We start from the raw sequence: 26,334 nt of genomic DNA, 5'->3' as shown, positions 1-26,334 counted from the left end.
ATTGCGCTCACCTGACCCTCCCCCGCCATCCCGGGGGAGGGTTCTTCCCATTTTCTTCCGTCGCTTGCTTTTGCCGCTTACTTGGCGAACAGCTGCGACATGTCGGCGAACGCCTTGAACTCCAGCGCGTTGCCGGCGGGATCGAGGAAGAACATGGTGGACTGCTCGCCCACCTGCCCCTTGAAGCGGGTGTAGGGCTCGATCACGAACTTCACCCCGGCGGCCTTCAGCTTCTCGGCCAGCGCATCCCAGTCGGCGGGCTGCAGCACCACGCCGAAATGCGGGACCGGCACATCATGCCCGTCCACCGGGTTGCGGTGGGCCGGGGCGGCGTCGGGGTCGCGCGGCTTCAGGTGCGCGACGATCTGGTGGCCGAACAGGTCGAAATCGATCCATTCGTCGCTGCTGCGACCCTCCGGGCAACCGAGCACGGTGCCGTAGAAATGGCGGGCGGCGGCCAGATCGTCGACCGGGAAAGCGATGTGGAAGGGCGTCAGCGTCGTCATGAGGGGGCGTGGCCTTTCGGAACCGGTTGGCAGTGGGCTGTTGGTGCGCCCAGCAGACCCGATCCCTCCGGGCTTGACAAACGAGTTCTCGGGCGGAGATTTATGAGTTCAACTCATGAGTCGGTTCGCCCCATGCCAGACCGCGTCCTGCCGTCGCTCAACGCCGTCCGCAGCTTCGTCGCAGTGGCCCGCCATCTCAGCTTCACCAAGGCGGCCGACGAGCTGGCGGTGACCCAGGGTGCCGTCAGCCGCATGATGCAGACCCTGCAGGCCGATTTGGGTGTGGAGCTGATCCGCCGCGTCGGCCGGGGCATCGAACTGACGCCGACCGGGGCCGCCTTCTATGGTGAGGCGTCGGCGGCGCTCGACCGCATCGCGGCGGCGGCACGGGCGGCCCGCGCCCAGGACGGCGGGGTGCTGCGGGTCAGCGCGCTGCCCACCCTGACCCAACGCTGGCTGATCCCGCGGCTGAAGCGCTTCCAGGCGGAGAATCCCGACATCCAAGTCGAGGTCGGCATCGGCGAACACCGCGTCGATTTCGCCAAGGAGCGGATCGACGTCGCCATCCGCTATGGGGTGGAAGATTGGCCGGGGGCGGAGACGGCGACGCTGATGCCGGAAACGATGGGCGTCTTCTGCGCGCCCTCGCTGCTGGAACAGGGACCGCCGCTGCGCCACCCCGCCGATCTGGCGCAGCACCGGCTGCTGCAGCACACCACCCGCCCCGATTCCTGGCGCGTCTATCTCGCCGCCTTCGGCCTGACCCTGCCGGAGGCGGCGCTGTCGCTGGCCTTCGAGCATTTCTTCATGATCATCGAAGCCGCGTCGGCCGGCATGGGGGTGGCGCTGCTGCCGGTCTTCCTGGTGCACGACGACGTGGCGTCGGGCCGGCTGGTCCAGCCGATGCCCGAGACGCTGCGCCCGCGCGGCCGTTACCTGATCGCCCACGCGCCGGGTGCCGAGCGCGCACGCCGCGTCCGCCGCTTCAAGGAATGGCTGCTGACCGAGGTGGAGTAGCCGCCGTAGCGGCGACGGCACTACGCCCCGCTCCCCGGATGGCTGCCGAGCGGCAAAGCCGTCTCGAACTTGATCTCCTTCAGGGCGAAGTTGGAGCGGATGCGGACCTGGAAGGGCAGTTGGAAGACGAACTCCTCCAGGAAGCGGTTGTAGTCGGCGATGGCCCGCACCGCGACCCGCAGCAGATAATCTGCGTCGCCCGACACCGCGTAGCATTCCAGCACCTCCGGCCGCTTGCGCACCGCGTCGATGAAGACCGCGGCGGTCTCGGCCGAATGGTGGTCCAGCGTCACATGGGCGAACACGCACTCGCCCACCGCCGCCGCCTTGGGATCGACCAGCGCGGTGTAGCGGCGGATCACCCCCGTCTCCTCCAGTGAGCGCAGGCGGCGCCAGCAGGAGGAGGGGGAGGTGCCGACCCGGTCCGCCAGTTCCTGCACGGTCAGGCGTGAATCCTCCTGCAGGGCGATCAGGATTTTGACGTCGATTTCCGATAGGGCGGCGGGCAACGGCTGATTTCTCCGGTCAGTCGGCGTCTGATGAAAAATCCTGCCAAAATCATAGGTGTGCCCGCCCCACTTTGAAAGCTATTTCCACGAACAGTCCGGCATACTGACCGCATAACGAACCAAGGGAGAGGCGACCATGGCCGACATGTGGGAAAACCCGATGAAGACCGATGGGTTCGAGTTCATCGAATTCACCGCACCCGACACCGTGGCGCTGGGTCGCCTGTTCGAGCAGCTGGGCTTCTCGGCAATCGCCCGCCACCGGTCCAAGGACGTGACGCTCTACCGCCAGGGCGACGTGAACTTCATCGTCAATGCCGAACCGTCGGGCTTCCCGCGCAATTTCGCCGCCCAGCACGGCCCGTCGATCTGCGCCATAGCCTTCCGCGTCGCCGACGCCGCCTTCGCCTACCGCCGCGCCGTCGATCTCGGCGCCTGGGGCGTCGAGAACCGCGTCGGCGCCATGGAGCTGAACATCCCCGCCATCAAGGGCATCGGCGATTCGCTGATCTACCTCGTCGACCGCTATGGCGAGCGCGGCAGCATCTATGAGGTCGATTTCGTGCCGCTGCCGGGGGTGGACCAGCATCCGAAGGGCGCCGGCCTGACCTACATCGACCATCTGACCCACAACGTCCACACCGGCCGGATGGAGGAATGGGCGGAGTTCTACACCCGCCTGTTCGGCTTCCGCGAGATCCGCTATTTCGACATCGAGGGCAAGCTGACCGGCCTGCGGTCGAAGGCGATGACCAGCCCCTGCGGCAAGATCCGCATCCCGATCAACGAATCCGCCGACAACAAGTCGCAGATCGTCGAATATCTGCGCGACTACAAGGGCGAAGGCATCCAGCATGTGGCGCTGGGCACCAACGACATCGTCCACACGGTGGAGACGATGCGCGGCCTGGGCACTCCGTTCCAGGACACGCCCGACACCTATTACGAGCGCGTCGATGCCCGCGTCCCCGGCCACAACCAGGATCTGAAGCGTCTCCAGGCGAACCGCATCCTGGTCGACGGCGCGCCGACGGAGGGCCAGGGCCTGCTGCTGCAGATCTTCACCCAGAACGTCATCGGCCCGATCTTCTTTGAGATCATCCAGCGTATCGGCAACGAGGGCTTCGGCGAAGGCAACTTCAAGGCACTGTTCGAGTCCATCGAACTCGACCAGATCCGCCGCGGCGTGCTGAGCGAGAACGCGGCCTGAGCTTGAACGAAATCAGCCTGTGCGTTGTGAACGCCGCCCGGCCTCAAGGCTGGGCGGCGCTTCCATGCATTCATCTTAGATTTCCATAACGATAGTTATGCATTTTTTGGCGCCCCCGCGGCGGCGCCCCCATGGGCGCCTTCCTGCCGGCCGGGATCACTCCGCGTGCGTGTGGGCGTCGAAGCGCTCGCGGTCGCTCTTGTCGCTCATAAAGATGGCGAAGGGACGCAGCGCGTCAGCATGGTTCAGGGTGATGGCGATCAGCACGGCCATCGGCGCCGCCAGCAGCGCGCCGGCGGCTCCCCACAGCCAGCTCCACAGCAGAAGCGCGATCATCACCACCAGGGGCGAAATCGCCAGTTGCTTGCCCTGCATGTGCGGCGCGACGAAATTGCCCATCACCTGCTCGATCACCAGCAGGCCGGCGGCGACCGCCGTCGCGGTGCCGGCGTCCTTGGTCGCCACGGCCAGCAGGACCGGCAGCGCCCCGGCCACCACCGATCCCACCACCGGCACATAATTCAGCAGGAAGGCTAGCAGGCCCCATAGCAGGACCAGATCGACCCCGAACAGCGATAGCCAGCCGATATAGAGCGCGCCGGTGATCAGCCCCAATACGCTGCTGACCACCAGATAGCGGCGGAACTGCTGGGCAATGGCGGCCACCGCCTCCACCGCCGTGCGGCAGCGGTCGCGGCCCAGCGTCATGACGATCTTCTCCCGCCAGACCGGGGCTTCCAGCTGCATCAGCAGGGCGAGGAAGACGGTCAGCACCAGAATGGAGGCCGTCTGGCCGGCCGATGCCAGGGCCGCCTTGGCGAAACCGGTGATCGGGTCCACCGGCACCTCGCCGCCCTGCCCGCCTTGCTGGTCCCCGCCCTGCCCGACTGCGGGCGCCAGATCGGCCTTGGCGCCCTGGATCCAGCCATCGACCTTCGCCCACAGCTTGCCGAGCGCCTCGGCATATTGCGGGAAATCCTCCGCCACCCGCTGCGCCACCAGCGCCATGCTGCCGAAGAAGGCGGCCAGGATGCCCAGGATCAGCAGCATCGACGCGGCAAGTCCCAGCCAGGACAGGCGGCGCGGCACCCTCTCGCGCACCCAGCGGCTGACCGGAGCGACGGCGACCGCGACGAAGAAGGCCGAGATGACCGGGATCAGGATGGAGGCCGCCGCCTGCAGCACCCACAGAACCGCCACCCCGGCCAGGATGCCGAGCAGCCAGAGGGCGAGGTTGACGCGGTCGATGCGTCCGCGGCCCTTCCCCTGCCCATCATCCCACTGCCCGCCTTCCCACTGCCTGCCGTCCGGTCCGCCGTCCACGCTCTCCGCCTCCGCCTGCCACATTCCGCGTCGCCGGGACGCTCGTTCTAGACGCGGTTCGGACCCATTCGGTTCCATCCGTCCGGCAGAGCATTTCCCGTGGGCACCGACCGCCTTGCACTGTCGCACTGTGCGAAAAAATGGCTTTCGAGCTTGATCTACAATGCTTTCGGCAAACACAAACAGCCACGCTCAAGGTAACGGTGAAAAATCTGCCGAGCAGCGTCCTCGGGTTTCCCCTGAGCGCGGAAGTTTCGTTTTTGGCTGATTCATGACGAAGGAGAGATATCCGTTTTTTGTCTCATCGATGCCACGGGAAACCGCCTCATTCATAATTTCCTAACCATAAGTGTTAGTACCCGATTAAGGCTAACAGACGAGCCTGCGGAACAAGGCGATACCCATAAAGCGGAGTTCCAAAATGGCTACCACCAACACCGACGGCACGATCCAGGTCACCTTCGCGGTCAATGCCTGGGGCACCGTGGCCGGCGGGAAATGGCCGCATTTCCAGCTGCTTGTGGATGGCAAGGTCATCGGCGACGCCACCGTCGCCTCCGCCACCCAGTCGCGCTACGTCTTCACCGCCAACGTGCCGGCCGACAAGGCCCATGCCCTGCAGCTGATCTACGACAACGACGACACGGTTAACGGCGTCGACCGCAACCTGTTCGTCAAGTCGTTCGAGGTGAACGGCAAGACCATCCTCGCCATCGATCCCTCGGTGAAATACGACACCGGCAAGATCGACGGGCTGAACGTCATCGCCGGGCAGAGCGAGATGTACTGGCCGGGCGCGCTGAACGTCGCGCTGCCCGCCACGCTGTTCTCGACGGCCCCGGTCGACACCGGCAACGAAAACGCCACCATGACCACGACCATCAAGGTGAAGGCCTACGGCATCAGCGCCGGCGGCCAGGCCCCGCACTTCAAGCTGCTGGTCGACGGCGAGGTGGTGGGCGACGCCTGGGTCAACGCGACCTCGGCCACCGACTACACCTTCACCGCCAAGGTGGACCCCAACGAGGCCCACAGGATCCAGGTCTGGTACGACAATGACGCCACGGTGAACGGCGTCGACCGCAACCTGTACGTCAAGTCGATCAACATCGACGGCAAGACCATTTCCGCCACCTCCGACATGGCCTCCTACGACAAGGGTCCGGTCGACGGCAAGTTCGTGGTCGCCGGCCAGGAAGGCCTGTTCTGGGGCGGCGCCCTGTCCTTCGGCGTGCCGGAGGAGTATTTCGGCGGCGCCTATGTCCCGCCGCCGCCGCCGACCCCGACCAAGCCGGTCGACATCATCGTCAACGCCTACGGCACCTCGGCCGGCGGACAGGCTGCGCATTTCAAGCTGCTGGTCGACGGGCAGGTGATCGGCGACGCCAAGGCCACCTCCACCACCGCGGGCTACAAGTTCACCGCCGACATCGACCCGACCAAGGCCCACACGGTCCAGGTCTGGTACGACAACGACGCCACGGTGAACGGCGTCGACCGCAACCTGTTCGTCAAGTCGGTGGTCATCAACGGCAAGACCGTCCCCGTCACCGACAGCATCGTCACCTATGACAAGGGTGCGGTCGACGGCAAGGACGTGGTCAAGGGACAGGAGGGCCTGTACTGGGGCGGCGCCCTGAACATCAAGGCCGGCGCCGACATGTTCAGCGACACGCCAGCTCCGCAGATCCCGGTCCCCACCCCGCCGACCAAGCCGGCCTTCTACGTCGCCACCAACGGCAAGGACAGCTGGTCCGGCAAGCTGGCCGCCCCGAACGCCGACGGCACCGACGGCCCCTTCGCCTCGCTGGAAAAGGCGCAGGCCGCGATGCGGGCCAGCTCGACCATCGACACCACCTATGTCCGCGAGGGCACCTATCACCTGACCAAGACGCTGGAGCTGACCTCGCTCGACAACGGCCACAGCTTCCAGAACTATCCCGGCGAGAAGCCGGTGCTGAGCGGCGGCGAGGTGGTGAAGGGCTTCACCAGCGAGGGCAACGGCCTCTATTCGGCCAAGCTCGCCACCGCCAGCAACCTGGACCTGATCGTCGGCGACGTGCGCCAGCATCTGGCCGAGAAATACGCCTATGACGCCGCCGACGTCACCAGCGGCTGGAAGTTCGCCGATGCGGCGTCGGGGGGCCCAGCGGCTGGTACATCCGCTCCCACGGCACCGAAGTGACCGCGGCCGACATCCAGCCGGGCACGATGATCCAGGTGATGGACGCCGAGCGGCTGGGCGACACGCTGACCAGCATCGAAAGCTTCAACGCCGCCACCCGCACGATCAAGCTGAAGAACGGCGCTTCCCTGCCCTTCGCGGAAGGCACCACCTACAAGCTGCTGAACAACGCCGCCTACGTCGATCAGGCGGGCGAGTTCGCGTGGCGCGCGTCGGACGGCAAGCTGCTCTACAAGGCCGCCAGCTCCGGCTTCGCGTCGACCGGCGTGGAGGTCCCGCGGCTCGGCACGCTGATCAAGCTGACCGGCGCCAGCGACGTCACCCTCGACGGGCTGACCTTCAAGAACACCACCACCGGCGGCGACGCCCTGCTGCTGACCAATGCCGACGGCAACCACATCAGCGACAACAGCTTCCTGAACGTCGGCACGGCGATCCGGCTCAGCTCGGGCTCGTCGAACAACCAGATCGCCCACAACACGCTGAACCATCTGGCGGAAAACGGCATCGAGATGGACGGCCGCAGCAACGGCAACACCATCTACGCCAACAGCATCAGCAACATCGGCGAAGTGCGCAAGGCGGTGTCGGGCATCTTCGGAACCGGCGTCGACAACAACGTCATTTCCAACAACGACATCGACCACAGCGCCCGCTACGGCATCTCGTTCAAGGATTACGGCGGCACCACCAACACGGCCAACCACAACAACGTCATCCAGTACAACAACATCTCCTACACCGGGCTCGAGACCGCCGACGGCGGGGCCATCGAGATCCTCGGCCGGTCCAGCGCCAACACGGGCCTGATCATCCAGGGCAACCGGATCGAGCATGCCAACGGCCTCGCCACCAGCGCCCAGGATACCTGGATGTACGGCCAGAAGGGCTTCGGCATCTATCTGGACGACATGGCCGGCGGCGTAACCGTCAGGGACAACTTCATCAAGGACGCCGACTGGGCCTCGGTGCAGATCCATGGCGGCGACAACAACGTGGTGACCAACAACTTCTCGGTCATCGCCAGCAACAAGGAAGACTTCATCCGCATCGAATGGCAGCCGGTGCACGGCACGGCCGGCGACCCGCACAACAACACGATCACCAAGAACGTGGTGATGGGGACCCTGCCGCTGGACGACTATACCGAACTGCTGAGCGCCAACGATTTCGTCATCGACCAGAACCTGGTCTACAACGTGCCGACCTACGGCGACCGCGACGTCAGCGCAAAGCCGATGTTCACCAATGCCTATTGGGGCGACTACTCGCTGCAGGCGTCCTCGCCGGCCTTCGCGATGGGCATCCACGACCTCGCCTGGTCGAAGATGGGCGTCGTCGGCACGGCGGCGGCCGGAATGGAGCAGTTCTGGGACGGCGTCTGATCGCAGGCCCAGCGGCGTCAACGGCAGCGGCACCGGGGGGACTCGTCCCTCCGGTGCCGTTGCCGTTTTCCACCGGCGATTCCGGCACCCGCAATCGCCGCGGCTTGGCTCCGGCGGAACCGCGCACCATATCGGGACCGCGAACCCGCGCCGAAGAAGGCGGGACGCACCCCAATCCGAGACCGGACGGACAGAGACCGTTTGTTATGACGCAGACGAACAGGGCCGCCAGGACGGCGGGCAGGCTGATGGCGGGCGGGATGGCGGCGGCGATGATGGCCGGCCTCCTGCTGTGCATGGCCGGCACGGCGCCCGCCCGCGCGCAGGAGGACCGGAAGCCGAAATTCGGTCCCGACGCGGTGCCGATCACCCGCTCCGCGGAGTATCTCCGCAGCGCCACCGCGCCGGATTACTGGGCGCTCAGCCCCTATTACGTGCCGCAGACGACCAACGCCTCCTGTTCGCTGGCCAGCGTGACCATGATGCTGAACGCCCTGCGCGGGCTGCCGGCACTGGCGTCGGACCGGCTGGTGACCGGCAGGCAGCTGCTCGACCGGCTGGACGACGACCATTGGCGCGCCGCCACCGCCGATGATGGCGAGGGCATCTCCTTCGGCGAGCTGGAGCGCTATGTCCGCCGCAGCCTCGCCGCCTACGGCATCGAGGCGGAGGTGGAGGTCTGGCGCCCGCGCGACGCCTCCCCCGCCACGCTGGCGGAACTGCGCCGCATCCTGACCGAGAACGAGCGCAGCGCCGACGACATCATCCTGCTGGCCTTCGACCAGGGGACGCTGACCGGCGATGTCGGGCTGGGCCACATCGCGCCGCTGGGGGCCTATGATCCGGCGACGCGGCGCGCGCTGGTGATGGACCCCGACCGGCTGTGGTACGTGCCCTATTGGACCGGCGACGACCGGCTGCTGGACGCCATGCTGAAGCCCGACCGCGCCGATCCCGAGGGCAGCGGCCTGATCCGCGTCCGCGCCCGCCGGGTTTCGGGATAGTCGGCGCTACTTCACTTCCTGGCTGGTGAGGTCCGAGGGATTCTGCGAGCGCGTCGGTTCGTTGGGCTGGTCGGGCTCGCTCGCCCACTGGTTCGGGCGCGGGACCGGCGTGCCGTTCAGGTCGGGCGGCGCCCGGCGAAGCTCGGCGAGCGCCTGCTGCAGTTCCCCGCTGCCGGTGGCGGCGGAACTGGTCGGGTTGGGCGGCTTGTTGCCCTGGGCGCTGGGGAGCGGATCCTGGCTCTGCTGCACATTGCCGTCGCGGGCGAGCGCGTCGCCGGCCGATTCCTTCGATCCGGGGTCGACCGACTGGGCCGGTTGCTGCTGAGCCGGCTCATGCTGGGCCGGCTGCTGGGCAGTGGCGGCGAGCGGCAGGCCGGCGAAGAGGCCGGACAGCAGCAGGGCGGCGGCGAACTTGCGCATGGCGCATCCTCAGGTTCGGGGGCATTCGGCGAGCCGGCGGCACCAATCGCCCACCGGCGCGTTGTAGCGGGGACGGAGTCCGCCTCCAGCCCATCAGGAACACCGCCCATGCCCACCGAGTTCCCGCCCGCCCCCGACTTGCCCTCAACTCACCCGGCCTCCCCGCCCGACCGCGCCGAACGGCGGACGGTCGGCGTCGTGGTGGAGCGGCGGCGCGTCGACAATCCCTGGGTGGAGGCGCGCTGGCAGCCGGTCCTCCTGGTTCCGGCGGAGCCCGGCCGGCCGGACTGGAGCGTGCTGGCGGAAGGGCCGGACTGGACCCGCCATTACGCCGGCACCGCCGAGATCGCCCTGTTCCCGACCGAGACCGAGAACTACAAGCACAATCTCGACGGCGGCAACCCCTGCGCCTACGTGATCCTGCGGCCGGGCGGTCCGGCGCCGGGGATGCGGCTGCTGGCCGTCACCGTCGACCCCGGCGAGATCGACGCCCATGCCGAAGCCGGCGACGACGTGATCGAGCCGCTGCCTCTGCCGATCCCCCTGGTGCTGTGGATGGACGGCTTCGTCGCCCGCCATCATGTCGAACGCCCCTTCCACAAGCGCAAGCGCGACCGCGCCGACACCGAAGCCCTGGCCCGGCACCGCCGGACGGAGCGGCCGCGGCATGGCTGACCCCGCAGGCACCGACGAAGGCTTCCTCGGCCGCTGGTCGCGGCTGAAGCGGGAGACGCGGACGGAGGAGGCACCGGCCGCGGTGCCGGTGCAGCCGGACGACGCGCCGGCCGCGCTCCCGGCAGAGGTCGCGGCGGCCCCTCCGGCCGAGGAGGAGGCACCGGACCTGTCCGACCTGCCCTCTCTGGACAGCCTGGACGCCGGCAGCGACTACACCGGCTTCCTGCGCCGCGACGTGCCGGAGGAACTGCGCCGCCAAGCCCTGCGCAAGGCCTGGGCCAGCGACCCGGCCATCGCCGGCTTCCGCGGCTTCGCCGAATATGACTGGGACTACAACGCCCCCGGCTATGGCGCCCTGTTGCCCACCGACGACATCGCCCGCCTGCTCGACGCTGTGCTGCCCGACGAAAAGCGGGAGGAGGAGGTGGTGGTGGAGGAGGTAGCGGTGGTGGTGGCCGATAGCCAAGAGGAGTTGGCTGACGGCGAGTTGCCGGGGGACGCCACCTGCCCTGACGCCAACCCTACCCCGCTGGGCGATTGCAGATCACACACACCTCGCGATGCAGCGATAATCCCCTCTCCCCCCGGGGAGAGGGTTAGGGAGAGGGGGAAGCACTCCTGGATTTACCCAAAGATCACGCAGCGCCTCCCCCTCACCCCGACCCTCTCCCCGGGGGGAGAGGGGGAGGCTGGGTGGAAACTCCCCTCACACGCACCGCCCGCCATCGACCTCCAGACACACGCCGGTCAGGAAATCCGCCTCGTCGGAACAGAGGTAGAGTGCGGAGTTGGCGATGTCGTCGGGCGTCGAGAGCCGGCCGAGCGGGATGCTGCGCAGGAACTGCTCGCGGCGTTCCGGCGTGTCCTGCCCCATGAAGCGGTGCAGCATGCCGGTCTCGCCGGCCACCGGGGCGATGGCGCAGACGCGGATGCGGTCGGGCGCCAGTTCGGCCGCCATCGACTTGGTCAGGGTGATGACCGCCCCCTTGGAGCCGTTGTACCAGGTCAGGTTCGGCCGCGGCCGCAGCCCGGCTGTGGAGGCGATGTTCAGGATGACGCCGCCGCCCTGGGCGCGGAACACCGGCACGGCATGGATGGCGCCGTGATAGATCGACTTCACGTTGACGGCATAGATGCGGTCGAAGGTGGCTTCGTCCACCTCCAGCATCGAGCCGTAGCGGTGGGTGTAGCCGGCATTGTTGACCAGGATGTCGAGCCGCCCGAACGCGCCGAGTGCTGCGGAGACGATGGCCTCGTAATCCTCCCCCACCGCGACGTCGGCGCGCACGGCGAGCGCCGTCTCGCCCAGGCTGTCGGCAACGCGGCCGGCCGCCGCCTCGTCCAGGTCGGCGACGATGACGCGGGCGCCTTCGGCGGCGAAGCGTCGGGCGATGCCCTCGCCGAAGCCCGATCCGCCACCGGTGACGACGGCGACTTTTCCTGACAAACGCATGAGCGGTTCCTCCCCGGCAATTCGCGATCCCATAAGCGCGCGGCCGTTGGGCGCGCGGACTCCGTACAACAGGGAACCGGCGCCTTCGGCCGCATCGAGAACACGGCGAAGAATGCATGATAGCGCGAAGCTGCCCGGTGGGGCAGTCGCCATCATCCGCTACATCGATTTGGAGAGATATAGGAGAGAATGGCGCGAGTGACGGGACTTGAACCCGCGGCCTCCGGCGTGACAGGCCGGCGCTCTAACCAACTGAGCTACACCCGCGCGATGGCTCCCGGTGCTGGACTCGAACCAGCGACAAGCGGATTAACAGTCCGCTGCTCTACCAACTGAGCTAACCGGGAACAGAGGCCGCCTTATAAAAGCGCTGGCGGATCCTGGCAAGCGGAAAAATGCAAAGCGGCGCATTTTTTCCAGAGAAGACCAAATTCGCGCCGTTTGCCTGTGACAATGCACATATGGCGCAGCCATGGGTTGCCGGCACCCAGGCTTGCTCTTGACAGTTCGCGGCATCTCAGGCTTTTTCTCGCCCTCCCCTCCCCACCATCTCCGCAGGCCCCGATGTCCGAGGTCGTCCCCTTCGCCGCCGCCCGCGAGGCGCTGCTCGCGCGCCTGACCGAACAGCTGCCGCCCTCGTCGGAATGGGCGGGCCGGCTGATGCTGATGCCGGACGGGAGACGGGTGGAGCCGATGCCGGCGGCGGATGCGGTGGAGTCGCTGCGCGCCTTCCGCGCCGGGCTGGGCGAGGCGATCGGTGCCGCCGCCTGCTCGGTCGGCGGCGTCTGGGTCAGCCGGGAAGATTGCCTGGACTGGGACGGGCTGCTGGCGCCGCTGGCGGTCGCCGCCGCCTATGTGGTCGGCCGCACCCAGTCGGCGGGCGGCTTCGCCGCCGAGCTGTTCCGCTGCAAGGACGCGCTGGCCGGATGGGGCGTGCGCGGCCTGCGCGGCGACCCGGCGGTGGCGCGCGCCGCCGGCTATGCGGTGGTGTCGGTCAGCCGCCGCCCGGACGACCAGGAGATCGTGCTGGACCGGGTGATGGACACCTTCGCCTTCGTCATGCGCAGCCAGGGCGAACCCACCGTCACCGCCGCGGACATGGACCGCCGGCTGGTCAAGCGGGCGGTGCCGCTGCGGCGGTGAATCCTCACCCCGCCGTGGCGAGCGCCGCCGCGCGCTCCGCGTCCTTGGCCCGGCGGGCCTTGCGCTTCAGCCACCACATCAGCGTGCCGGTGACGGCGAACAGCGGCGGCAGGACGCCGGACAGGAAGACCGCCCATTTCCACAGCGGCCCCAGCCCTTCGCCGGCATGCAGCGGGCGCTGCCACGCCATCACCGTCTCGCCGGCGCTGTAGGTGGCGGGATCCCGCAGTTCGGCGACGCGCGCCGTCCAGGGATCGACGAAGACCGTCGCAGTCGGGGCGCCATGCGCCTGCCCGGCCGCAGCAAGCCCGATGCGGTAGGCTTGGTCCGGCCGCGCCGGCGGCGAGACGGACCGCAGCTCGGCACCCGGCAGGGCCTCGCGCGCCAGGGCGACGGCGCGGTCGACGTCAATGGGGGTGGCGCCCTTCACCGGCTGGACCGTCACGGCGGCGCGCAGGTCGCGGGCCGGCAGGACTGACGACACGCCGGCCCCCAGGCTCTGCGGGAAGGCGAGATAGACGCCGGAAAAGGTGACGACGATGAAGACCGCCAGCGTCCAGATGCCGACCGCGCCGTGAAGGTCGCGGTGCAGGCGGACGCCGCGGGCGCCGGCCTTCACGGTGAAGGCGGCCTTCCAGCGGCCCGGCCGCGGCCACCACAGCACCAGACCGCTGACGCCCAGCACCAGCATCGCCACGCCCAGCCAGCCGACGATCTCGCGTCCGACGCGGTCGCGGATCAGCAGGTTGCCGTGCAGGATGTGAACCGTGCGCAGGAAGCCGCCGGACGCCTGGGCCGGATTGGCGCCCCCCACCACGGCCAGCGACACCGGATCGATGCGCAGCATCCCCATCGGTCCCTGCGGCGGCCCGCCCTGGGGAGCACCACCTTGTGCAGCTTGCGGCGCGCCCTGCTGGCCGCCGCGCGCCGCCACCAGACGGACGACCGCCGGATGGCCGGGCTCCTCGGGCAGGATCAGGAAGCCGGGCTGGGTCCCGGCCGGTGCCGCGGCGCGGGCGGCGGCCAGGATCGCCGACACCGGCTGCAGCGGTCCCTCCGCCGTCGCCTGGGCGGGCGTGTCGCCGGTCAGCCCGCGGATCTCGTCCTCCACCACCAGGATGGAGCCGGTGATGCCGAGCAGGACCAGCGGCAGGCAGAGGATCAGGCCGATCCACAGATGGATGTTCTGAAGTGTGCGATACCACAGGCGCTGGCTGCGCGGCTTGCTGGCGATTGCCATGGAGGCGACCTTGGGGGGACGGCTTTGGGGGTGACCGCTAAACGCGGACCTAGCGGATGAAGAACTGGACCGGAACCACCAGCTCGATGCGGTCCTGCGCCATCTCGTCCGGCGGGGCCGGCAGCGGGGAGGCGCGGCGGACCATCTCCACCGTCTCCTCGTCCAGCACGCTGTGGCCGGAACTGCGGTCGAGCTGGACCGACAGGACGCGGCCCTCGCGGTCGATGGTGAAGCGGACCTGGGCGACCCCTTCCTGTCGGCGTGCCTGGGCGGAGCGCGGATAGCGCTTATGCCGCTCCAGATGGCCGAGCACGCGGCCCTGCCAGCTCGGCACTGCCCGGCTGGGGGCGGCCGACGGCGCCGGGGCGGCCGGGGCGGGGGCGGCGGCCGGGGCCGGCGGGGCGGCGACGGGCGCCGGCTGCGCCTGCTGGACCGGCTGGGCCACCGGGCGGGGCGGCTTCGGCTTCTCCGGCTTGGGTTTCGGAGCCTCCTTCTTCACCTCCGGCTTGGGCTTCGGCGGTTCGGGCGGCGGCTTGGGCAGCACCACCTCCGGCTCGACCACCGGCGGCGGTTCCGGCGGCGGGGGCGGTTCCTCCACCACCGGTTCGGGCTCCGGCGGCGGCGGTTCGGGAAGCGGCTCGATCACCGGTTCGGGCATCGGCTCCGGCAGGGGGATGTCGATGGCGGGGGCCGGCTCCGGCGGGGCGACCGGCAGCGGGGCCAGTTCCAGCAGAACGGCGGGCGGCTCCGCCTCCGACGGGGTGATCGGCACATGCCACGCCACCATCGCGACGCCGGCCGCAGCATGGACGCCCAGCGCCAGCAGCAGGCTGCCGCCCCAGCGGGCGACGCCGCGGGCCGGCCGCTCGCTGCCGTCGTCGGGGAGGCCGGCGGACCAGTCCGCCGCGCCGTAATCGGAGGCAGCACTCATTGGGCGGGGGCCGTTTCCAGGCCGACGAGGCCGATCTTCAGGTAACCGGCGCCGCGCAGGCTGTTCATCACCTCGGTCAGCGCGCCGTAGTCCACCGTCTTGTCGGCGCGCAGGAAGACGCGCTGGCTCTTGTCGCCATGGGTGGCGGCGTCGAGCGCGGCGCCCAGCGCTTCCTTGGTGGTCGGGGTCTCGCCCAGCGACAGGGACTTGTCGGCCTGGATGGTCAGGAACAGCGGCTTGTCCGGCCGCGGCGTCGGCGTCGCGGTGGAGGCCGGCAGATCGACCGGCACGTCCACCGTCGCCAGCGGTGCCGCCACCATGAAGATGATCAGGAGGACGAGAACGACGTCGATGAAGGGCGTGACGTTGATCTCATGCGTTTCGGTCAATTCGTCGTCGTTGTTGGATCCCAGGCGCGCACCCATCGCCGTCACTCCGCCGCCCGGGAACCGCCATGGACCTGCGCTTGCGCACGGGGCAGCGCATGGCGGTCGATGTCGCGGCTCAGCAGGCGCAGCACCGCCGCCGACGCGTCGGTCAGCTGCGCCTTATGCCCGCCGATCGCGCGGGTGCAGGCGTTGTAGACCATCACCGCCGGAATGGCGGCGACGAGGCCGATGGCGGTCGCCAGCAGCGCCTCGGCGATGCCGGGGGCGACCACGGCGAGATTGGTGGTCTGCGCCTTCGAAATGCCGATGAAGCTGGTCATGATGCCCCACACCGTGCCGAACAGGCCGATGAAGGGACCGGTGGAGCCGATGGTGGCGAGGATGCCGGTGCCGCGCGCCATGCGCCGGCCGGCCGCCGCCTCGATCCGCTCCAGCCGCGAGGCGGCGCGGTCCATCAGGCCGTCGCGCGACGGCGCATCGGCCGACAGATGGGTCTCGGCGATCACCGCGCGGACCAGCGCCGCCGCGGTGCCCTGGCTGAAGCCGACCCGCTCCGCCGCCTGGGACAGCGACCGCGCCTCCTCCAGCATCGCCAGGGCGGCGCGAGCCTTGCGCTTGGCCGACGACAGCTCCACCGCCTTGGCGATGGCGATGGTCCAGGTCACCACGGAGGCGAGCGCCAGCCCCACCATCACCGCCTGCACCACCGGGCTGGCCGCGACGAACATGCCCCAGGCCGACAGGTCGTGCGGCAGGGAAGCCAACGCCGTCGCCGCCTCCGCCGCACCCTGTGCGGCACCCTGGGCGGCGGGAGCCACGCCCTGCGACACGCCCTGGGCCACATCGGGCACACCGCCCTGCACCGCCCCTTGCACCGCACCCTGAACCGCCTCCGGCGCCACCACCGGCGCGGCGGGCGCGGTGGCGGCGGGTGCGGCAGCCTGCTGCGCGCGGGCGGCGGCGCCGGCCATCAGCGTCCCGGCGCCGGCAAGGACGGCAGCCAGAACAGGACGGTGGCGAAACGATGTCGGCATGGCGGTCCAACTCCCCTCGACGCGTGTCCGGCACGCGCGGTGCAAAAACCCGATGACACTCCAGAGCAAAGCCCCCACCGCGGTTATAGTGCGAATGAGTCGCACTCGCACGGAAAATCGACCGGCGGCGCACGCGATGGGGACGTTTTTTGTGGGAATTTCAAATGGCTCGGCGGCCATCCCGTTTGCCTTGCGAACTGTTCAAGGATCGAAAAACGGCACGAGCCCGATGCTGCGATTAAGTCTCAATACCACCATTCATCCGCTCTGTCGCGGGGAAATCGCGAAGTTTTCAACCAATAGGTCCGGCAGAAATGAACCGGCACGGCGCAACAACCGGGCGCCTCCCCGGTTGAACCGTCGGTCGATACCGTCCCGAGGAGGAAGCCAATGGACCGCATTTCGGTTGTGGAGGAAAAGGGCAGCTTCCGGCTGGTCGCCTGCGACGGCCGCTTCGCCGTGGTGGAGGCACGGGCCGGACAGGTCTTCGGCATGCCGCAGGACCGCGACGGCGGCCGCGACGGGGCGCCCGACAATCCCGACGGCATCGAATCGGTCGCGAGATGGACCGCCGAGGACGAGGCGCGGGCCCTGATGCGCGACCTGTCCCAGCGCGGCGACCAGCTCTCCCGCCGCATCTGGTAGGGCCGCGGCGGCTGCCAGCAATCGGCCGGAAGTGATCCGCCGGGTCCACGCCTGCGTAGCGGGCAACGGGGAACCCTGTGGAGCGCAGAATGCACAGCAAGGGGAACGGCGAAGCGCCATCCACCCAGCCACTCACCTGGATTACCGGCGCCAGCAGCGGCATCGGCCGGGCGCTGGCGATCCATCTCGCCAATGCCGGGGAGCGGGTGGCGCTGTCCGCCCGCAACGCCGGGGAGCTGGCCGCGACGGCGCAGCTGTCCGCGACGCGCATGCGGGTCTTCCCGCTGGACGTCACCGACCGCAAGGCGACCGCCGCCACCGTCGCCGGCATCGAACGCTGGTTGGGTCCGATCGACCGGGCGGTGCTGAATGCCGGCACCCACATCCCGATGTCGCTGGAGGATTTCTCGGCCGACACCGCGCGGCGGCTGATGGAGGTCAACTATATGGGCGTCGTCCATGGACTGGAGGCGCTGCTGCCGGTCATGCGCGCCCGTGGCCGCGGTCAGGTGGCGGTGGTGGCCTCCGTCGCCGGATACCGCGGCCTGCCGACCGCCGCGGCCTACGGCCCGACCAAGGCGGCGCTCATCAACCTGTGCGAATCGCTGAAGCCCGACTGCGACCGCGCTGGCATCCGGCTCCAGCTGGTCTGTCCCGGCTTCGTCGACACGCCGCTGACCGCCCGCAACCCCTTCGCCATGCCGGACCTGATGCCGGTGGAGGACGCCGCGCGCGAACTGGCCGACGGGCTGGAACGCGGCGGCTTCGAGATCGCCTTCCCCAAACGCTTCACCCGCAAGCTGAAGCTGGCGCGCCTGCTGCCCTATCGTGCCTACTTCCCGCTGGTGCGCAAGGTGACGAGAACATGACGGACGATGCGAAAAGCCGCGGGCTCGACGCCTGGATCGCCTTCTTCGAGACGCTGAGCCGCGACACGCTCGACCGGCTGACGGCGCTGACGGTGCCGGAGGTCCGCTTCCGCGATCCGTTCAACGACGCCCATGGCCGCGACGCGGTGCGCGCGGCGCTGCTCCACACGCTGAACGGCTGCCGGGACCTGCGCTTCACCGTCACGCACCGGCTGCCCGCCGACGATCTGGCGATCCTGCGCTGGCGGTTCGAGGCGACGGTGACCGGCATCGGCCGGATGGACGTCATCGGCACCAGCGAGGTGCGGCAGGCCCCCGACGGCCGGGTGGCCGAGCACATCGACCATTGGGATTCCGGCGAGCATGTCTACCTGCGCCTGCCGGTGCTGGGCGCGCCGCTGCGCCTCATTCGGCGGCGGCTGGGGGCGTCGCCGCCGCACTGACGGCGCCCGGCTGGACCAGCCGCCCTTCGGGCAGGAAGAACAGGCTGACCGTGCCGATCCACAGCCCCCATCGATAGACGTTGGCGCGGTTGATCAGCGCGTCGCCCGGCTGCAGCCACATCCAGTCGTCGAAGCGCACGCGCCAGCGGCCGCCGCCGACCTTCAGCGCCATCTCGTAGGTCCAGTTCAGGGCGTTGCCGGCCGACCGGCCGACCGCCTTGCCGATCACGTCGTCGGCCCGCCCCTCATACAGTCCCTCCCCGGTCCGGACGATGCGCCAGACCCGGCGGTCGGTCTCGCCGTCGGCATAGTCGAACCGTTCGTCCAGCGTCAGCTCCCGCCCGTCCCAATGGCCGTCGATGACCACGGTGAAGCTGCGGCGCAGGGTGCCGAACCGGTCCTCGAACAGGCCCCAGGCGCGGGTACGGCCGGCGAAATAGCGCTCGATCCGCAGTTCCGGCCCATTTCCGGCGAAATCCTCGACCTTCATGGCTGGCGGCCTCCGCTCACGCCGCCGTGCCGGGCCGGCGGAAGCGCCAGAGCCCGACATCGATGGTGCCGGCGCGGAATCCCGCCTCGCAATAGGCGAGGTAATAGTCCCACAGCCGGCGGAACCGCGGATCGAATCCCATGGCGGCGACCCGCGGCGCGGCCTTGAGGAAGCGGCGGCGCCATTCCGCGCAAGTGCGGGCGTAGGAGGCGCCGAAGGTCTCGACATGCTCCACCGCCAGCCCGGCCCGCTCCGCCTCAGCGCGCAGGGCCGAGGGGCAGGGCAGCAGGCCACCGGGGAAGATGTGGCGCTGGATGAAGTCGCAGCCGCGGCGGTAGCGCTGGAACCGGGCATCGTCGATGGTGATCGCCTGCACCACCGCCGCGCCGCCGGGAACCAGCCGGTCGTGCAGGCTGGCGAAATAGCGCGGCCAATGCTCCTCCCCCACCGCCTCGATCATCTCGATTGAGACGATGCGGTCGAAGCTGCCGCCGGCATCGCGGTAATCCATCAGCCGCAGATCGACCGAGCCGGCCAGCCCGGCCTCCGCGATGCGGCTGCGGGCGAAGGACAGCTGTTCCGCCGAAAGGGTCAGCCCGACGACGGAGGCGCCGCAGCGGCCGGCCAGATGCTCCGCCATGCCGCCCCAGCCGCAGCCGATCTCCAGCACCCGCTCGCCGGGCCGCAGTTGCAGAAGCTCGGCGACGCGGCGGATCTTGGCATCCTGCGCGTCCTCCAGCCCCTGCCCCTCCCCTTCATAGAGAGCGGAGGAATAGGTCATGCCGGGGTCGAGCCACAGCCGGTAGAACTCGTTGCCGAGGTCGTAATGGAAGGCGATGTTGCGGCGGCTGCCGCGGCGGGAGTTGGCCCGGCTGCGGTGGAACAGCCGGTTGACGGCCGACGCCGCCATGGTGCCCTTCAGCACGCCCTTCAGCGCCGTCTCGTTGCGGATCGCCAGTTCGATCAAGGCCGGCAGGTCGCCGCTGTGCCACAGCCCGTCGCCATAGGCCTCCGCCATGCCGATCCCGCCGCCCAGCACCAGCCGCCGCGCCGCCGCCCCGTCGAGCAAGGCCAGATCGGCCCTGGGACCGGTCGTCCCGTCGCCGAACCGCATCGTCCGCCCGTCCGGCAAGCGCAAGTTCAGTTCGCCGACGCGGATGCGGGCGGCCAGCCTCAGAAGCGCGCCGGTCCACAGATCGTGTCCGGTCACCAGCCGCAGCCACCGGGGATGACGGCGAAGTGCTGGCGCAGCGATGTCGGTCATGCGGGATAGCCTTCTCGGAAACGGTCAGGAACGGGCCGGAGCGGTGGTGCTCACGACGGTCACCGGATGCGCCGGCGCCGGCGGGCGCGGGCGGATCGCCAGCCCCTTGCGCCAGAGGTGCAGCGCCTCCCAATGGATGCCGGCGACCACCTTGGCGGTCATCAGCGGATGGCGGACCCAGCTGCGGAGGATGGCGCCGTCGGTCAGCTCCACCCGCCGCAGGGCGAGCGAGGCGTGCAGCACCGGCCCCGCCGCATCGGTCTGGCGGATCGACACGGCCAGCGGCTCCCCCTGCTCGCCCGCGGGCGGGCGGATGCGGAAGTGATAGGCGGTCTCCATGTCCATGAAGGGCGACACGTAGAACCGCTTGTCGCAGCGCTGGCGCACCAGCCCGTCCGCTCCGGGCTCCGCCGGGATCAGGTAGGCATGGCGCTGGCCGAAGGTGTTGGTGACCTCGTGGATGACGGCGGCGAGCGTCCCGTCCCGCCGATGGCAGAACCAGACGCAGAGCGGGTTGAAGACGAAGCCCAGCACCCGCGGGAAGCACAGCAGCCGCACCGGCCCGCCCGCTTCGATCCCGGTCGCCGCAAGCTGCGCCTCGGCCCAGGATTTCAGCTTGGTGCCGTTCTCGCCCAACGGCCCGAAGTCGCGGTCGTGGAAGCCGGTCAGGCCGAAGCGGTTGTGGGCGAACAGCCGCAGCTCGCGGTCCATCCGGGGAAGCTCGTCCAGGTCGGCCAGCAGACTGAACACCCGGTAGGACAGGCGGTGGCGCACCGGTTTCACCCGATGGTGCATCACCGTGCCGACATAGAGGCCGGAGGCGAAGCGCCGCTCCTCCCGATACCGCTCCATCACACGGCCTCCAGACGGGAGGGGACCGGGACGGGCGAAGGGCCGAGATGGATGCGGCCGGACTCGTTCGCCACGGTCCAGGGCCGGCGCAGGCCGCCCAGCGCCTCCGCCACCGCCAGCCCGGCCTGCGCGCCGTCCTCGTGGAATCCGGCGCCGAAATAGGAGCCGGCGAACCAGGTCCGCCGCTGTCCCTGCAGGGTCCACAGCCGCTTCTGCGCCGCGAGCGCCTCCATCCCGAAGATGGGGTGGTCGTAAAGGACGCTGCGCAGGATGCTGCCCTCGCGCGGTGGACGGGACGGGTTCAGCGTGACGAACAGGTCGCGGTCCCGCGGCAGGAAGCCCTGCAGCCGGTTCATCCAGTAGGTGACGCAGACGGCATCTTCACCATCGGCGCCATCCTTTCTGCCGTCCCCCTGCCGGCTGAGATAGTTCCAGCTCGACCACACCGCCCGGCGCCTCGGCATCAGGGCGGCGTCGGTGTGCAGGATGGCGAGGTTGCGCTCGTAGCCGAAGGCGCCCAGCAGCCGGCGCTCCTCCTCGCCGGCATCCTCCAGCAGGGAGAGCGCCTGATCGGCGTGGGTGGCGATCACCACATGGTCGTGGGCGCGGACGGCGCCGCGGCGGTCGCGCACCAGGACGCGCCCCTCCTCGCGGGCGATGCCCTCCACCGCGCAGTTCAGGCGCAGCGCGCCGGGCATGTCCGCCAGCATGCTCTCGACATAGCTGCGGCTCCCGCCCTCCACCGTGCGCCAGACCGGGCGGCCCTTGATCTTCAGCAGGCCGTGGTTCTCGCAGAAGCGGACGAAGGCTGCGGCCGGATGGTCGCGCATCGAGGCGGCCGGGCTGGACCAGATGGCGGCGGCCATCGGCAGCAGATGGTCGCGGACGAAGGCGTCGGAATAGCCGCCGCGGTCCAGGAACTGGCCCAGCGTCAGCGTCTCCGCCGCCGGCCCCTCCGACAATTCCGCCAGCAGCCCAGGCGCCTCGCGGTAGAAGCGCAGCAGGTCGGCCAGCATCCGCCAGAAGCGCGGGCGCAGCAGGTTACTCTTCTGCGCGAACAGCGTGCCCAGCGAGCTGCCGGCATATTCCACCCGCCCGCCGTCGAGCGAGGCGGCGAAGCTCATGTCCGTGGCGCGGGTCCGCACGCCCAGCCGGTCGAACAGCGCCACCAGATTGGGATAGCAGGGCTCGTTGTAGACGATGAATCCGGTATCGACCGGCCCGGCGCCGTCGGCTTCCACCGTGTTGGCATGGCCGCCCGGCCGGTCCTCCTTCTCATACAGCGTGACCCGGTGTCCCTTCGACAGCAGCCACGCCGCCGACAGCCCGGCGATGCCGGCGCCGATCACGGCGATGTCGAGCGGGCCCGATGGCGGAAGGGCAGGTTCGGAAAGCGGCATGGCGGTCGGCCCTCTTCGGGGTCTTGGGCGTGATCGGGACCGGGCCCTATCCGAAATGGGTAGGCCCGGCGCAGGTGATCCAGATACGGCGGTCGGCCGCGGTTGGATCATGCCACGCTCGCGCTTTCGGCGCGCCGGTCGAGTGGACGAAATATGCCCCGATAAATGAGCTGCGGGCGGTGATCCGAAGCGGCAGCGTCGGCGTATCCTGGCCATGATCGCACCGCTGGCCTCACTGCTGTCGCATGCCACCGGCCCGGACCAGAGCAGGACCGGGCCATCCCGGCCATTGCCCGCCCGATCTCCGCCCATCCGGTCGGCGGAGGATGCGGTGGCGGCCGGGCTGTCAGCCGATCTGGTGGCGGTGGCTTCCGGCGACCGGGCGGCCTTCGCCCGGCTGTTCGGCCACTTCGCCCCACGGGTGAAGGCCTACATGCTGAAGCTGGGGATGCCGGCCCAGCGGGCGGAGGATCTGGCTCAGGACACCATGCTGTCGGTGTGGCGCAAGGCCGCGCTCTACGACCCGGCGAAGGCAGAGGCGGCGACCTGGGTCTTCACCATCGCGCGAAACCTGCGCATCGACGCACTGCGCCGCGAACGCCATCCGGAGGTGTCGGACGACGAGTTGCTGGAGCATGAGGACGACCGCCCGCGGGCCGACGAACTGCTGGACGGCGACCGCCGCGCTCGCCGCCTGCGCGGCGCGCTGGCCTCGCTGACGCCGGAACAGGCGGAGGTGGTGCAGCTGTCCTTTTTCGCCGACCTCGCCCACCCGGCCATCGCCGAACGGCTGGACGTGCCGCTGGGCACAGTGAAATCGCGCCTGCGTCTGGCCATGGTCAAGATCCGCAAGGCGCTGGGAGACGACGACCGATGACCGCCCGCCAACCCACCGCCGCCCAGGCCTTCCTGCCGAACCACCACCCCAGCGACGCCCTGCTGGTGGCCTATGGCGCCGGCAGCCTCGCGGAAGGGCTGTCGCTGGCCGTCGCCGTCCATCTCGCCCACTGCCCCGACTGCCGTGCCGCCCTGGCGGAGGTGGAGGCACTCGGCGGCGCCTTGCTGGAGGATTTGCCGCCCGCCCCGCTCGACACCCTGTCGCTGTCCGCCACGCTGGCCCGGTTGGATCTGGAGGAAGCCCCCACCAATCCCTGCAAGGCCGGGCGGACCGGTCTCCCATGGGGCGGGCGCCGGCCGGTCGGCCCTGGTCCCGGATGCGGCCCGGTGCTTCCGGCGCCGCTGCGGGCCTATGTGCCGGGAACGAGCGGACTGGAGGGGCTGTCGTGGCAGCGGCTGGCCCCCGGCGTCCGCCGGGTGGAGCTGATGCCGCGCAGCGCCTCGGGCGGCGCCGCCCAGCTTCTGCGCATCGCCCCCGGCACCGCCCTGCCCCATCACAGCCATGGCGGGCTGGAGCTGACCGTGGTGCTGAGCGGCCATTTCGCCGATGAACTCGGCCGTTACGGCCCGGGCGATCTGGCCGAAGCGGACGGCGATACCGACCACCAGCCCATCGCCGACAGCAACCGCGACTGCATCTGCCTGATCGCCACCGACGCGCCGCTGCGCTTCACCGGGCTGATGGGCCGGCTGATGCAGCCCTTCATCGGGCTTTAGAGTGTGACCGGTTCAAGCGAACCCGCCTGAACCGTCAAACACACGGAAGACTCCGGAGGGGCAGCGCCGGATCGTCACGCCACCGCGGCCAGCGGCGTCAGCCCGCGGGTCAGCCGTTCGACCTCGCGGTCGAAGACACCTTGGTCGGCGTCCGGCAGCTCGAACTTCACATGCAGGCGGCCATGCTCGCTCGACTTGATGCGGGCGGGAACCGGCCGGGCGACGCCGTCGATGCGCAGGAGCAGCGGCGCGCCCGCCGGCCGGTCGGGAGCGCCGGTCAGCATGGCGCCGCCGCAAGACAGGTTGGCGACGGTGGCGCGGACCGGCGCCGCGCCGGCACTCTCGACCGCGCAGCCCACCGACACGGCGAAGCGCGGCCGCTGGCGGCGGTCCACGTCGGTGGTGGCGGTGCGGACGACACGGATCAGCACGTTGCGCAGGGCGTCGATACCGCCGGCCACGTCGACGGCCACGGTCCGCACCTCGCCGGCGCGGTTCTGGGTGGACTCCGCCTCGGTGGAGACCCGGCCGATGCGCAGCGACACCTCCTTCGCCGCCTCGCTGGTCTGACCGACGGAACGGGCGATCTCGTGGGTCGCTGCCGCCTGTTCCTCCACCGCCGCGGCGATGGTGGAGGAAATGCCGGCGACCTCGTCGATGGTCTCCGACACCTCGCCGACGGCACCGACGGCCGACGCCGTCACCGCCTCCACCTCCGCGATCAGCGAGCCGATCTCCTCGGTGGAGCGCGCGGTCTGGCTGGCGAGGTTCTTCACCTCGTTGGCGACGACGGCGAAACCGCGCCCGGCATCGCCGGCGCGCGCCGCCTCAATGGTGGCGTTCAGCGCCAGAAGGTTGGTCTGGCTGGCGATGTCGCCGATCAGCCGGGCGACGGCGCCGATGCGCTCCACCGACACCGACAGCCGCTGGATGGTTGAGCGGGCGAGACCGGCGCGGTCCACCGCCCGGCCGGCGACCTGGGTGGCGCTTGACACCTGCTGCCCGATGTCGGCAATGGCGGCCGACAGCTCCTCCGTCGCGGCAGCGACGGCTTCGGCATTGCTCAGCGCCTGCTGGGCGGCGGCCGCGACGGACTGGGCGTTGTCGCTGACCTGCACCGCCGACTCGGTCATTGCTCCGGCATTCGCGCTCATGCGGGTGGTGCGCTCCGCCACATGGTCGACGGCGACGCGGGTCTCCTGCTCCACCTTCTCCGCCATGGCCTCCAGCGCTTGGCGCCGCTCATCCTCGCCGCGGCGGCGGGTCTCCTCCTGCTCCGCGCGCAGCCGGGCATTCTCCTGCGCCCCCTGCTGGAAGACGCGCACGGTGTCGGCCATGTGGCCGATCTCGTCGCGGCGGTCGGTCAGCCCGATCTCCACGTCCAGCGTGCCGCCGGCGAGCGCCACCATGCTGCGCCGCAGCCGCTCCATGGGCCGGATCATCGCCGCCTCCAGGAACACCACGCAGGCGGACGCCATCAGCAGGATGGTCAGCCCGGCCCCGATCAGAGTCAGGCGCAGCCCGTCCGCCGTCGCCCGCACCTCCTCGATGCCGGCGGTCAGCTCCGTCAGCCGGCCGGAACTGACGGCGACCACGCTGGCGCCCAGCGCCTCCAGGCTGACGCCCATCGTCTCGGCGACGCTGTCGAATTGTCCCATCATCGGATTGCCGGCCGCCGGCCCGCCGTCGACATAGGCCTTCGCCATGCGTTGGCCCATCTCGTAGAAGGGCCCGAAGGCGCTGCGGGTCTTCTCGATCTCCGCGACCACCTGCGGAAGCTTCAGCTCGCGCGCCAGATCGGTTGCCTTTGCGGTGTGCTCCTCGAAGCGGCGGGCGAAGTCGGCCGCTTTCGCCCCGCCGTCGTCCAGGCCGTCCAGGCCGCGCGTGGCCGACAGGTCGGTCAGCCATTGCTGGGTCTGCACCACGTCGTACCGGATCTCAGCCACCAGCGCCACGAGGGGGATGACCCGACCGACCACGTCGCCGGTCTCGCGCTGGACCTCGGACAGATGCTCGGTCTGCCGCCCCATGTCGCGCATGGTCAGGACCGAGGACAGGCCGACCGCGGCGAACACGAACACCGCGACGGCCACCACCTTCGCCCGGATGGAGATGATGTGGAGAATGTTGGCGGAAGAAACCATGATCCGGCATTTCGAACGTTAAGAATACAAACGATTTACGCCCTTGGACGCCCGGATACTCTAAACTGTTTCACCACCTTCGTCACGGCAAACAGTTTGAAATAGCTGATACTTCCGTCTGATCGACTTCGCCTTCTCCAAGTTATTTCATTTTCATTTGCGGAAATAAAAAATCAGGCCGCAATCTCT

The 26,334-nt window shown here is 69.5% G+C and carries 26 protein-coding genes, 2 tRNA genes and 1 pseudogene; 13 read left to right on the top strand and 16 right to left on the bottom strand.

What is annotated here, in order from left to right; genetic code table 11:
- Positions 1-77: 77 nt before the first annotated feature.
- Positions 78-506: a VOC family protein gene (locus tag AB8P05_RS25885; RefSeq protein WP_455175312.1), complete on the bottom strand. Its 429-nt coding sequence runs from the start codon at positions 504-506 to the stop codon at positions 78-80.
- A 132-nt stretch (positions 507-638) separates the two neighbouring features.
- Between AB8P05_RS25885 and AB8P05_RS25880 the strand changes: the two genes are divergently transcribed.
- A complete protein-coding gene (locus AB8P05_RS25880) occupies positions 639-1,523 on the top strand; it encodes a LysR substrate-binding domain-containing protein (RefSeq protein ID WP_455175311.1) in 885 nt (294 codons plus the stop codon).
- A gap of 20 nt (positions 1,524-1,543) precedes the next feature.
- Here the strand turns inward: AB8P05_RS25880 and AB8P05_RS25875 are convergent, their stop codons facing one another.
- Positions 1,544-2,032, bottom strand: a complete 489-nt coding sequence (locus tag AB8P05_RS25875; protein WP_455175310.1) for an Lrp/AsnC family transcriptional regulator — start codon at positions 2,030-2,032, stop codon at positions 1,544-1,546.
- A 136-nt stretch (positions 2,033-2,168) separates the two neighbouring features.
- Here AB8P05_RS25875 and hppD point away from each other — a divergent pair, with 136 nt between their 5' ends.
- Positions 2,169-3,242, top strand: a complete 1,074-nt coding sequence (gene hppD / locus AB8P05_RS25870; RefSeq protein WP_455175309.1) for a 4-hydroxyphenylpyruvate dioxygenase — start codon at positions 2,169-2,171, stop codon at positions 3,240-3,242.
- Positions 3,243-3,398: 156 nt separating this feature from the next.
- On the opposite strand, the gene AB8P05_RS25865 is transcribed toward hppD, so the two are convergent.
- Complete coding sequence (locus tag AB8P05_RS25865) at positions 3,399-4,565, bottom strand: AI-2E family transporter (protein WP_472761432.1); 1,167 nt, start codon at positions 4,563-4,565, stop codon at positions 3,399-3,401.
- A gap of 421 nt (positions 4,566-4,986) precedes the next feature.
- Between AB8P05_RS25865 and AB8P05_RS25860 the strand changes: the two genes are divergently transcribed.
- From AB8P05_RS25860 to AB8P05_RS25850, 3 genes are all read left to right on the top strand, one after another.
- Complete coding sequence (locus AB8P05_RS25860; RefSeq protein ID WP_472761431.1) at positions 4,987-6,750, top strand: carbohydrate-binding domain-containing protein; 1,764 nt, start codon at positions 4,987-4,989, stop codon at positions 6,748-6,750.
- On the top strand, positions 6,747-8,135 hold the full coding sequence (locus AB8P05_RS25855) for a right-handed parallel beta-helix repeat-containing protein (RefSeq protein WP_472761430.1): 1,389 nt from the start codon (positions 6,747-6,749) through the stop codon (positions 8,133-8,135). The genes AB8P05_RS25860 and AB8P05_RS25855 overlap by 4 nt, the downstream gene beginning before the upstream one ends.
- Positions 8,136-8,341: 206 nt before the next feature.
- On the top strand, positions 8,342-9,139 hold the full coding sequence (locus tag AB8P05_RS25850) for a phytochelatin synthase family protein (RefSeq protein ID WP_472761429.1): 798 nt from the start codon (positions 8,342-8,344) through the stop codon (positions 9,137-9,139).
- Positions 9,140-9,145: 6 nt separating this feature from the next.
- Here AB8P05_RS25850 and AB8P05_RS25845 read toward each other — a convergent pair whose 3' ends face one another.
- The gene (locus AB8P05_RS25845) at positions 9,146-9,559 is read right to left on the bottom strand and encodes a hypothetical protein (RefSeq protein WP_472761428.1); all 414 of its coding nucleotides are present in this window, start codon (positions 9,557-9,559) and stop codon (positions 9,146-9,148) included.
- Positions 9,560-9,667: 108 nt separating this feature from the next.
- Between AB8P05_RS25845 and AB8P05_RS25840 the strand changes: the two genes are divergently transcribed.
- Both AB8P05_RS25840 and AB8P05_RS25835 read left to right on the top strand, forming a co-directional pair.
- Positions 9,668-10,234 carry a DUF3305 domain-containing protein gene (locus tag AB8P05_RS25840; RefSeq protein WP_472761427.1) on the top strand — a complete coding sequence of 189 codons (567 nt, stop codon included), beginning with the start codon at positions 9,668-9,670 and terminating at the stop codon, positions 10,232-10,234.
- Positions 10,140-10,565, top strand: a pseudogene (locus tag AB8P05_RS25835) (DUF3306 domain-containing protein); the annotation flags it as partial. The gene AB8P05_RS25840 and the pseudogene AB8P05_RS25835, both read left to right, overlap by 95 nt.
- Positions 10,566-10,940: 375 nt before the next feature.
- Here AB8P05_RS25835 and AB8P05_RS25830 read toward each other — a convergent pair.
- The 3 genes from AB8P05_RS25830 to AB8P05_RS25820 form a co-directional block, all read right to left on the bottom strand.
- A complete protein-coding gene (locus tag AB8P05_RS25830) occupies positions 10,941-11,687 on the bottom strand; it encodes an SDR family oxidoreductase (RefSeq protein WP_108548930.1) in 747 nt (248 codons plus the stop codon).
- A 190-nt stretch (positions 11,688-11,877) separates the two neighbouring features.
- Positions 11,878-11,954 (bottom strand) — tRNA-Asp (locus AB8P05_RS25825).
- Positions 11,955-11,958: 4 nt separating this feature from the next.
- A tRNA-Asn gene (locus tag AB8P05_RS25820) sits at positions 11,959-12,034 on the bottom strand.
- Positions 12,035-12,251: 217 nt separating this feature from the next.
- On the opposite strand from AB8P05_RS25820, the gene AB8P05_RS25815 reads away from it, so the two are divergent.
- Positions 12,252-12,830, top strand: coding sequence for a hypothetical protein (locus tag AB8P05_RS25815; protein WP_455175301.1), 579 nt, complete (start codon positions 12,252-12,254; stop codon positions 12,828-12,830).
- A gap of 4 nt (positions 12,831-12,834) precedes the next feature.
- Here AB8P05_RS25815 and AB8P05_RS25810 read toward each other — a convergent pair whose 3' ends face one another.
- The 4 genes from AB8P05_RS25810 to exbB are packed head-to-tail and all read right to left on the bottom strand — an operon-like array spanning position 12,835 to position 16,361.
- The gene (locus tag AB8P05_RS25810) at positions 12,835-14,070 is read right to left on the bottom strand and encodes a PepSY-associated TM helix domain-containing protein (RefSeq protein ID WP_472761426.1); all 1,236 of its coding nucleotides are present in this window, start codon (positions 14,068-14,070) and stop codon (positions 12,835-12,837) included.
- Between the two features lie 49 nt (positions 14,071-14,119).
- Positions 14,120-15,001, bottom strand: a complete 882-nt coding sequence (locus AB8P05_RS25805; protein WP_472761425.1) for an energy transducer TonB — start codon at positions 14,999-15,001, stop codon at positions 14,120-14,122.
- Positions 14,998-15,426 (bottom strand): TonB system transport protein ExbD, encoded by a 429-nt coding sequence (gene exbD / locus AB8P05_RS25800; RefSeq protein WP_455175298.1) that lies wholly within the window; start codon positions 15,424-15,426, stop codon positions 14,998-15,000. The genes AB8P05_RS25805 and exbD overlap by 4 nt, the downstream gene beginning before the upstream one ends.
- 5 nt (positions 15,427-15,431) lie before the next feature.
- Entirely contained in the window at positions 15,432-16,361 is a 930-nt protein-coding gene (exbB, locus tag AB8P05_RS25795; RefSeq protein ID WP_472761633.1) for a tonB-system energizer ExbB, read from the bottom strand.
- Positions 16,362-16,814: 453 nt separating this feature from the next.
- Between exbB and AB8P05_RS25790 the strand changes: the two genes are divergently transcribed.
- From AB8P05_RS25790 to AB8P05_RS25780, 3 genes are all read left to right on the top strand, one after another.
- Positions 16,815-17,069 carry a hypothetical protein gene (locus AB8P05_RS25790; protein WP_472761424.1) on the top strand — a complete coding sequence of 85 codons (255 nt, stop codon included), beginning with the start codon at positions 16,815-16,817 and terminating at the stop codon, positions 17,067-17,069.
- Positions 17,070-17,158: 89 nt separating this feature from the next.
- The gene (locus tag AB8P05_RS25785) at positions 17,159-17,938 is read left to right on the top strand and encodes an SDR family NAD(P)-dependent oxidoreductase (protein ID WP_472761423.1); all 780 of its coding nucleotides are present in this window, start codon (positions 17,159-17,161) and stop codon (positions 17,936-17,938) included.
- Complete coding sequence (locus AB8P05_RS25780; protein ID WP_472761422.1) at positions 17,935-18,381, top strand: nuclear transport factor 2 family protein; 447 nt, start codon at positions 17,935-17,937, stop codon at positions 18,379-18,381. Before AB8P05_RS25785 ends, AB8P05_RS25780 begins: the two co-directional genes overlap by 4 nt.
- Here AB8P05_RS25780 and AB8P05_RS25775 read toward each other — a convergent pair.
- The 4 genes from AB8P05_RS25775 to AB8P05_RS25760 are packed head-to-tail and all read right to left on the bottom strand — an operon-like array spanning position 18,344 to position 22,387.
- Positions 18,344-18,871, bottom strand: coding sequence for a DUF3833 domain-containing protein (locus tag AB8P05_RS25775; protein WP_472761421.1), 528 nt, complete (start codon positions 18,869-18,871; stop codon positions 18,344-18,346). The two genes, AB8P05_RS25780 and AB8P05_RS25775, sit on opposite strands and share 38 nt — an antisense overlap.
- A 16-nt stretch (positions 18,872-18,887) precedes the next feature.
- Complete coding sequence (locus tag AB8P05_RS25770) at positions 18,888-20,135, bottom strand: class I SAM-dependent methyltransferase (RefSeq protein ID WP_472761420.1); 1,248 nt, start codon at positions 20,133-20,135, stop codon at positions 18,888-18,890.
- 24 nt (positions 20,136-20,159) lie between these two features.
- Complete coding sequence (locus AB8P05_RS25765; RefSeq protein ID WP_472761419.1) at positions 20,160-20,987, bottom strand: DUF1365 domain-containing protein; 828 nt, start codon at positions 20,985-20,987, stop codon at positions 20,160-20,162.
- Positions 20,987-22,387 (bottom strand): NAD(P)/FAD-dependent oxidoreductase, encoded by a 1,401-nt coding sequence (locus AB8P05_RS25760; RefSeq protein WP_472761416.1) that lies wholly within the window; start codon positions 22,385-22,387, stop codon positions 20,987-20,989. The genes AB8P05_RS25765 and AB8P05_RS25760 overlap by 1 nt, the downstream gene beginning before the upstream one ends.
- Before the next feature lie 214 nt (positions 22,388-22,601).
- Between AB8P05_RS25760 and AB8P05_RS25755 the strand changes: the two genes are divergently transcribed.
- Positions 22,602-23,264: a sigma-70 family RNA polymerase sigma factor gene (locus AB8P05_RS25755; protein WP_455175289.1), complete on the top strand. Its 663-nt coding sequence runs from the start codon at positions 22,602-22,604 to the stop codon at positions 23,262-23,264.
- Positions 23,261-24,001 carry a ChrR family anti-sigma-E factor gene (locus tag AB8P05_RS25750; RefSeq protein ID WP_472761415.1) on the top strand — a complete coding sequence of 247 codons (741 nt, stop codon included), beginning with the start codon at positions 23,261-23,263 and terminating at the stop codon, positions 23,999-24,001. Before AB8P05_RS25755 ends, AB8P05_RS25750 begins: the two co-directional genes overlap by 4 nt.
- A gap of 74 nt (positions 24,002-24,075) precedes the next feature.
- Here the strand turns inward: AB8P05_RS25750 and AB8P05_RS25745 are convergent, their stop codons facing one another.
- A complete protein-coding gene (locus AB8P05_RS25745) occupies positions 24,076-26,145 on the bottom strand; it encodes a methyl-accepting chemotaxis protein (protein WP_472761414.1) in 2,070 nt (689 codons plus the stop codon).
- Between the last annotated feature and the right edge of the window lie 189 nt (positions 26,146-26,334).

This window comes from Azospirillum sp. VT-I1, from assembly GCF_055698305.1.
The sequence above is the reverse complement of the archived record's forward strand: the minus strand, read 5'-3'. Positions and strand labels throughout refer to the sequence as shown.

What these genes read in the sequence shown, in the direction of transcription:
- AB8P05_RS25815 (WP_455175301.1), top strand. Translation starts at nt 12,252, where the DNA reads ATGTCCGAGGTCGTCCCCTTCGCCGCCGCCCGCGAGGCGCTGCTCGCG.
- AB8P05_RS25780 (WP_472761422.1), top strand. Translation starts at nt 17,935, where the DNA reads ATGACGGACGATGCGAAAAGCCGCGGGCTCGACGCCTGGATCGCCTTC.
- AB8P05_RS25885 (WP_455175312.1), bottom strand. Translation starts at nt 506, where the DNA reads ATGACGACGCTGACGCCCTTCCACATCGCTTTCCCGGTCGACGATCTG.
- AB8P05_RS25755 (WP_455175289.1), top strand. Translation starts at nt 22,602, where the DNA reads ATGATCGCACCGCTGGCCTCACTGCTGTCGCATGCCACCGGCCCGGAC.
- AB8P05_RS25775 (WP_472761421.1), bottom strand. Translation starts at nt 18,871, where the DNA reads ATGAAGGTCGAGGATTTCGCCGGAAATGGGCCGGAACTGCGGATCGAG.
- AB8P05_RS25770 (WP_472761420.1), bottom strand. Translation starts at nt 20,135, where the DNA reads ATGACCGACATCGCTGCGCCAGCACTTCGCCGTCATCCCCGGTGGCTG.
- exbD (WP_455175298.1), bottom strand. Translation starts at nt 15,426, where the DNA reads ATGGGTGCGCGCCTGGGATCCAACAACGACGACGAATTGACCGAAACG.
- AB8P05_RS25765 (WP_472761419.1), bottom strand. Translation starts at nt 20,987, where the DNA reads ATGGAGCGGTATCGGGAGGAGCGGCGCTTCGCCTCCGGCCTCTATGTC.
- hppD (WP_455175309.1), top strand. Translation starts at nt 2,169, where the DNA reads ATGGCCGACATGTGGGAAAACCCGATGAAGACCGATGGGTTCGAGTTC.
- AB8P05_RS25840 (WP_472761427.1), top strand. Translation starts at nt 9,668, where the DNA reads ATGCCCACCGAGTTCCCGCCCGCCCCCGACTTGCCCTCAACTCACCCG.
- AB8P05_RS25760 (WP_472761416.1), bottom strand. Translation starts at nt 22,387, where the DNA reads ATGCCGCTTTCCGAACCTGCCCTTCCGCCATCGGGCCCGCTCGACATC.
- AB8P05_RS25810 (WP_472761426.1), bottom strand. Translation starts at nt 14,070, where the DNA reads ATGGCAATCGCCAGCAAGCCGCGCAGCCAGCGCCTGTGGTATCGCACA.
- AB8P05_RS25860 (WP_472761431.1), top strand. Translation starts at nt 4,987, where the DNA reads ATGGCTACCACCAACACCGACGGCACGATCCAGGTCACCTTCGCGGTC.
- AB8P05_RS25850 (WP_472761429.1), top strand. Translation starts at nt 8,342, where the DNA reads ATGACGCAGACGAACAGGGCCGCCAGGACGGCGGGCAGGCTGATGGCG.
- AB8P05_RS25745 (WP_472761414.1), bottom strand. Translation starts at nt 26,145, where the DNA reads ATGGTTTCTTCCGCCAACATTCTCCACATCATCTCCATCCGGGCGAAG.
- AB8P05_RS25750 (WP_472761415.1), top strand. Translation starts at nt 23,261, where the DNA reads ATGACCGCCCGCCAACCCACCGCCGCCCAGGCCTTCCTGCCGAACCAC.
- AB8P05_RS25790 (WP_472761424.1), top strand. Translation starts at nt 16,815, where the DNA reads ATGGACCGCATTTCGGTTGTGGAGGAAAAGGGCAGCTTCCGGCTGGTC.
- exbB (WP_472761633.1), bottom strand. Translation starts at nt 16,361, where the DNA reads ATGGCCGGCGCCGCCGCCCGCGCGCAGCAGGCTGCCGCACCCGCCGCC.
- AB8P05_RS25845 (WP_472761428.1), bottom strand. Translation starts at nt 9,559, where the DNA reads ATGCGCAAGTTCGCCGCCGCCCTGCTGCTGTCCGGCCTCTTCGCCGGC.
- AB8P05_RS25805 (WP_472761425.1), bottom strand. Translation starts at nt 15,001, where the DNA reads ATGAGTGCTGCCTCCGATTACGGCGCGGCGGACTGGTCCGCCGGCCTC.
- AB8P05_RS25785 (WP_472761423.1), top strand. Translation starts at nt 17,159, where the DNA reads ATGCACAGCAAGGGGAACGGCGAAGCGCCATCCACCCAGCCACTCACC.
- AB8P05_RS25880 (WP_455175311.1), top strand. Translation starts at nt 639, where the DNA reads ATGCCAGACCGCGTCCTGCCGTCGCTCAACGCCGTCCGCAGCTTCGTC.
- AB8P05_RS25830 (WP_108548930.1), bottom strand. Translation starts at nt 11,687, where the DNA reads ATGCGTTTGTCAGGAAAAGTCGCCGTCGTCACCGGTGGCGGATCGGGC.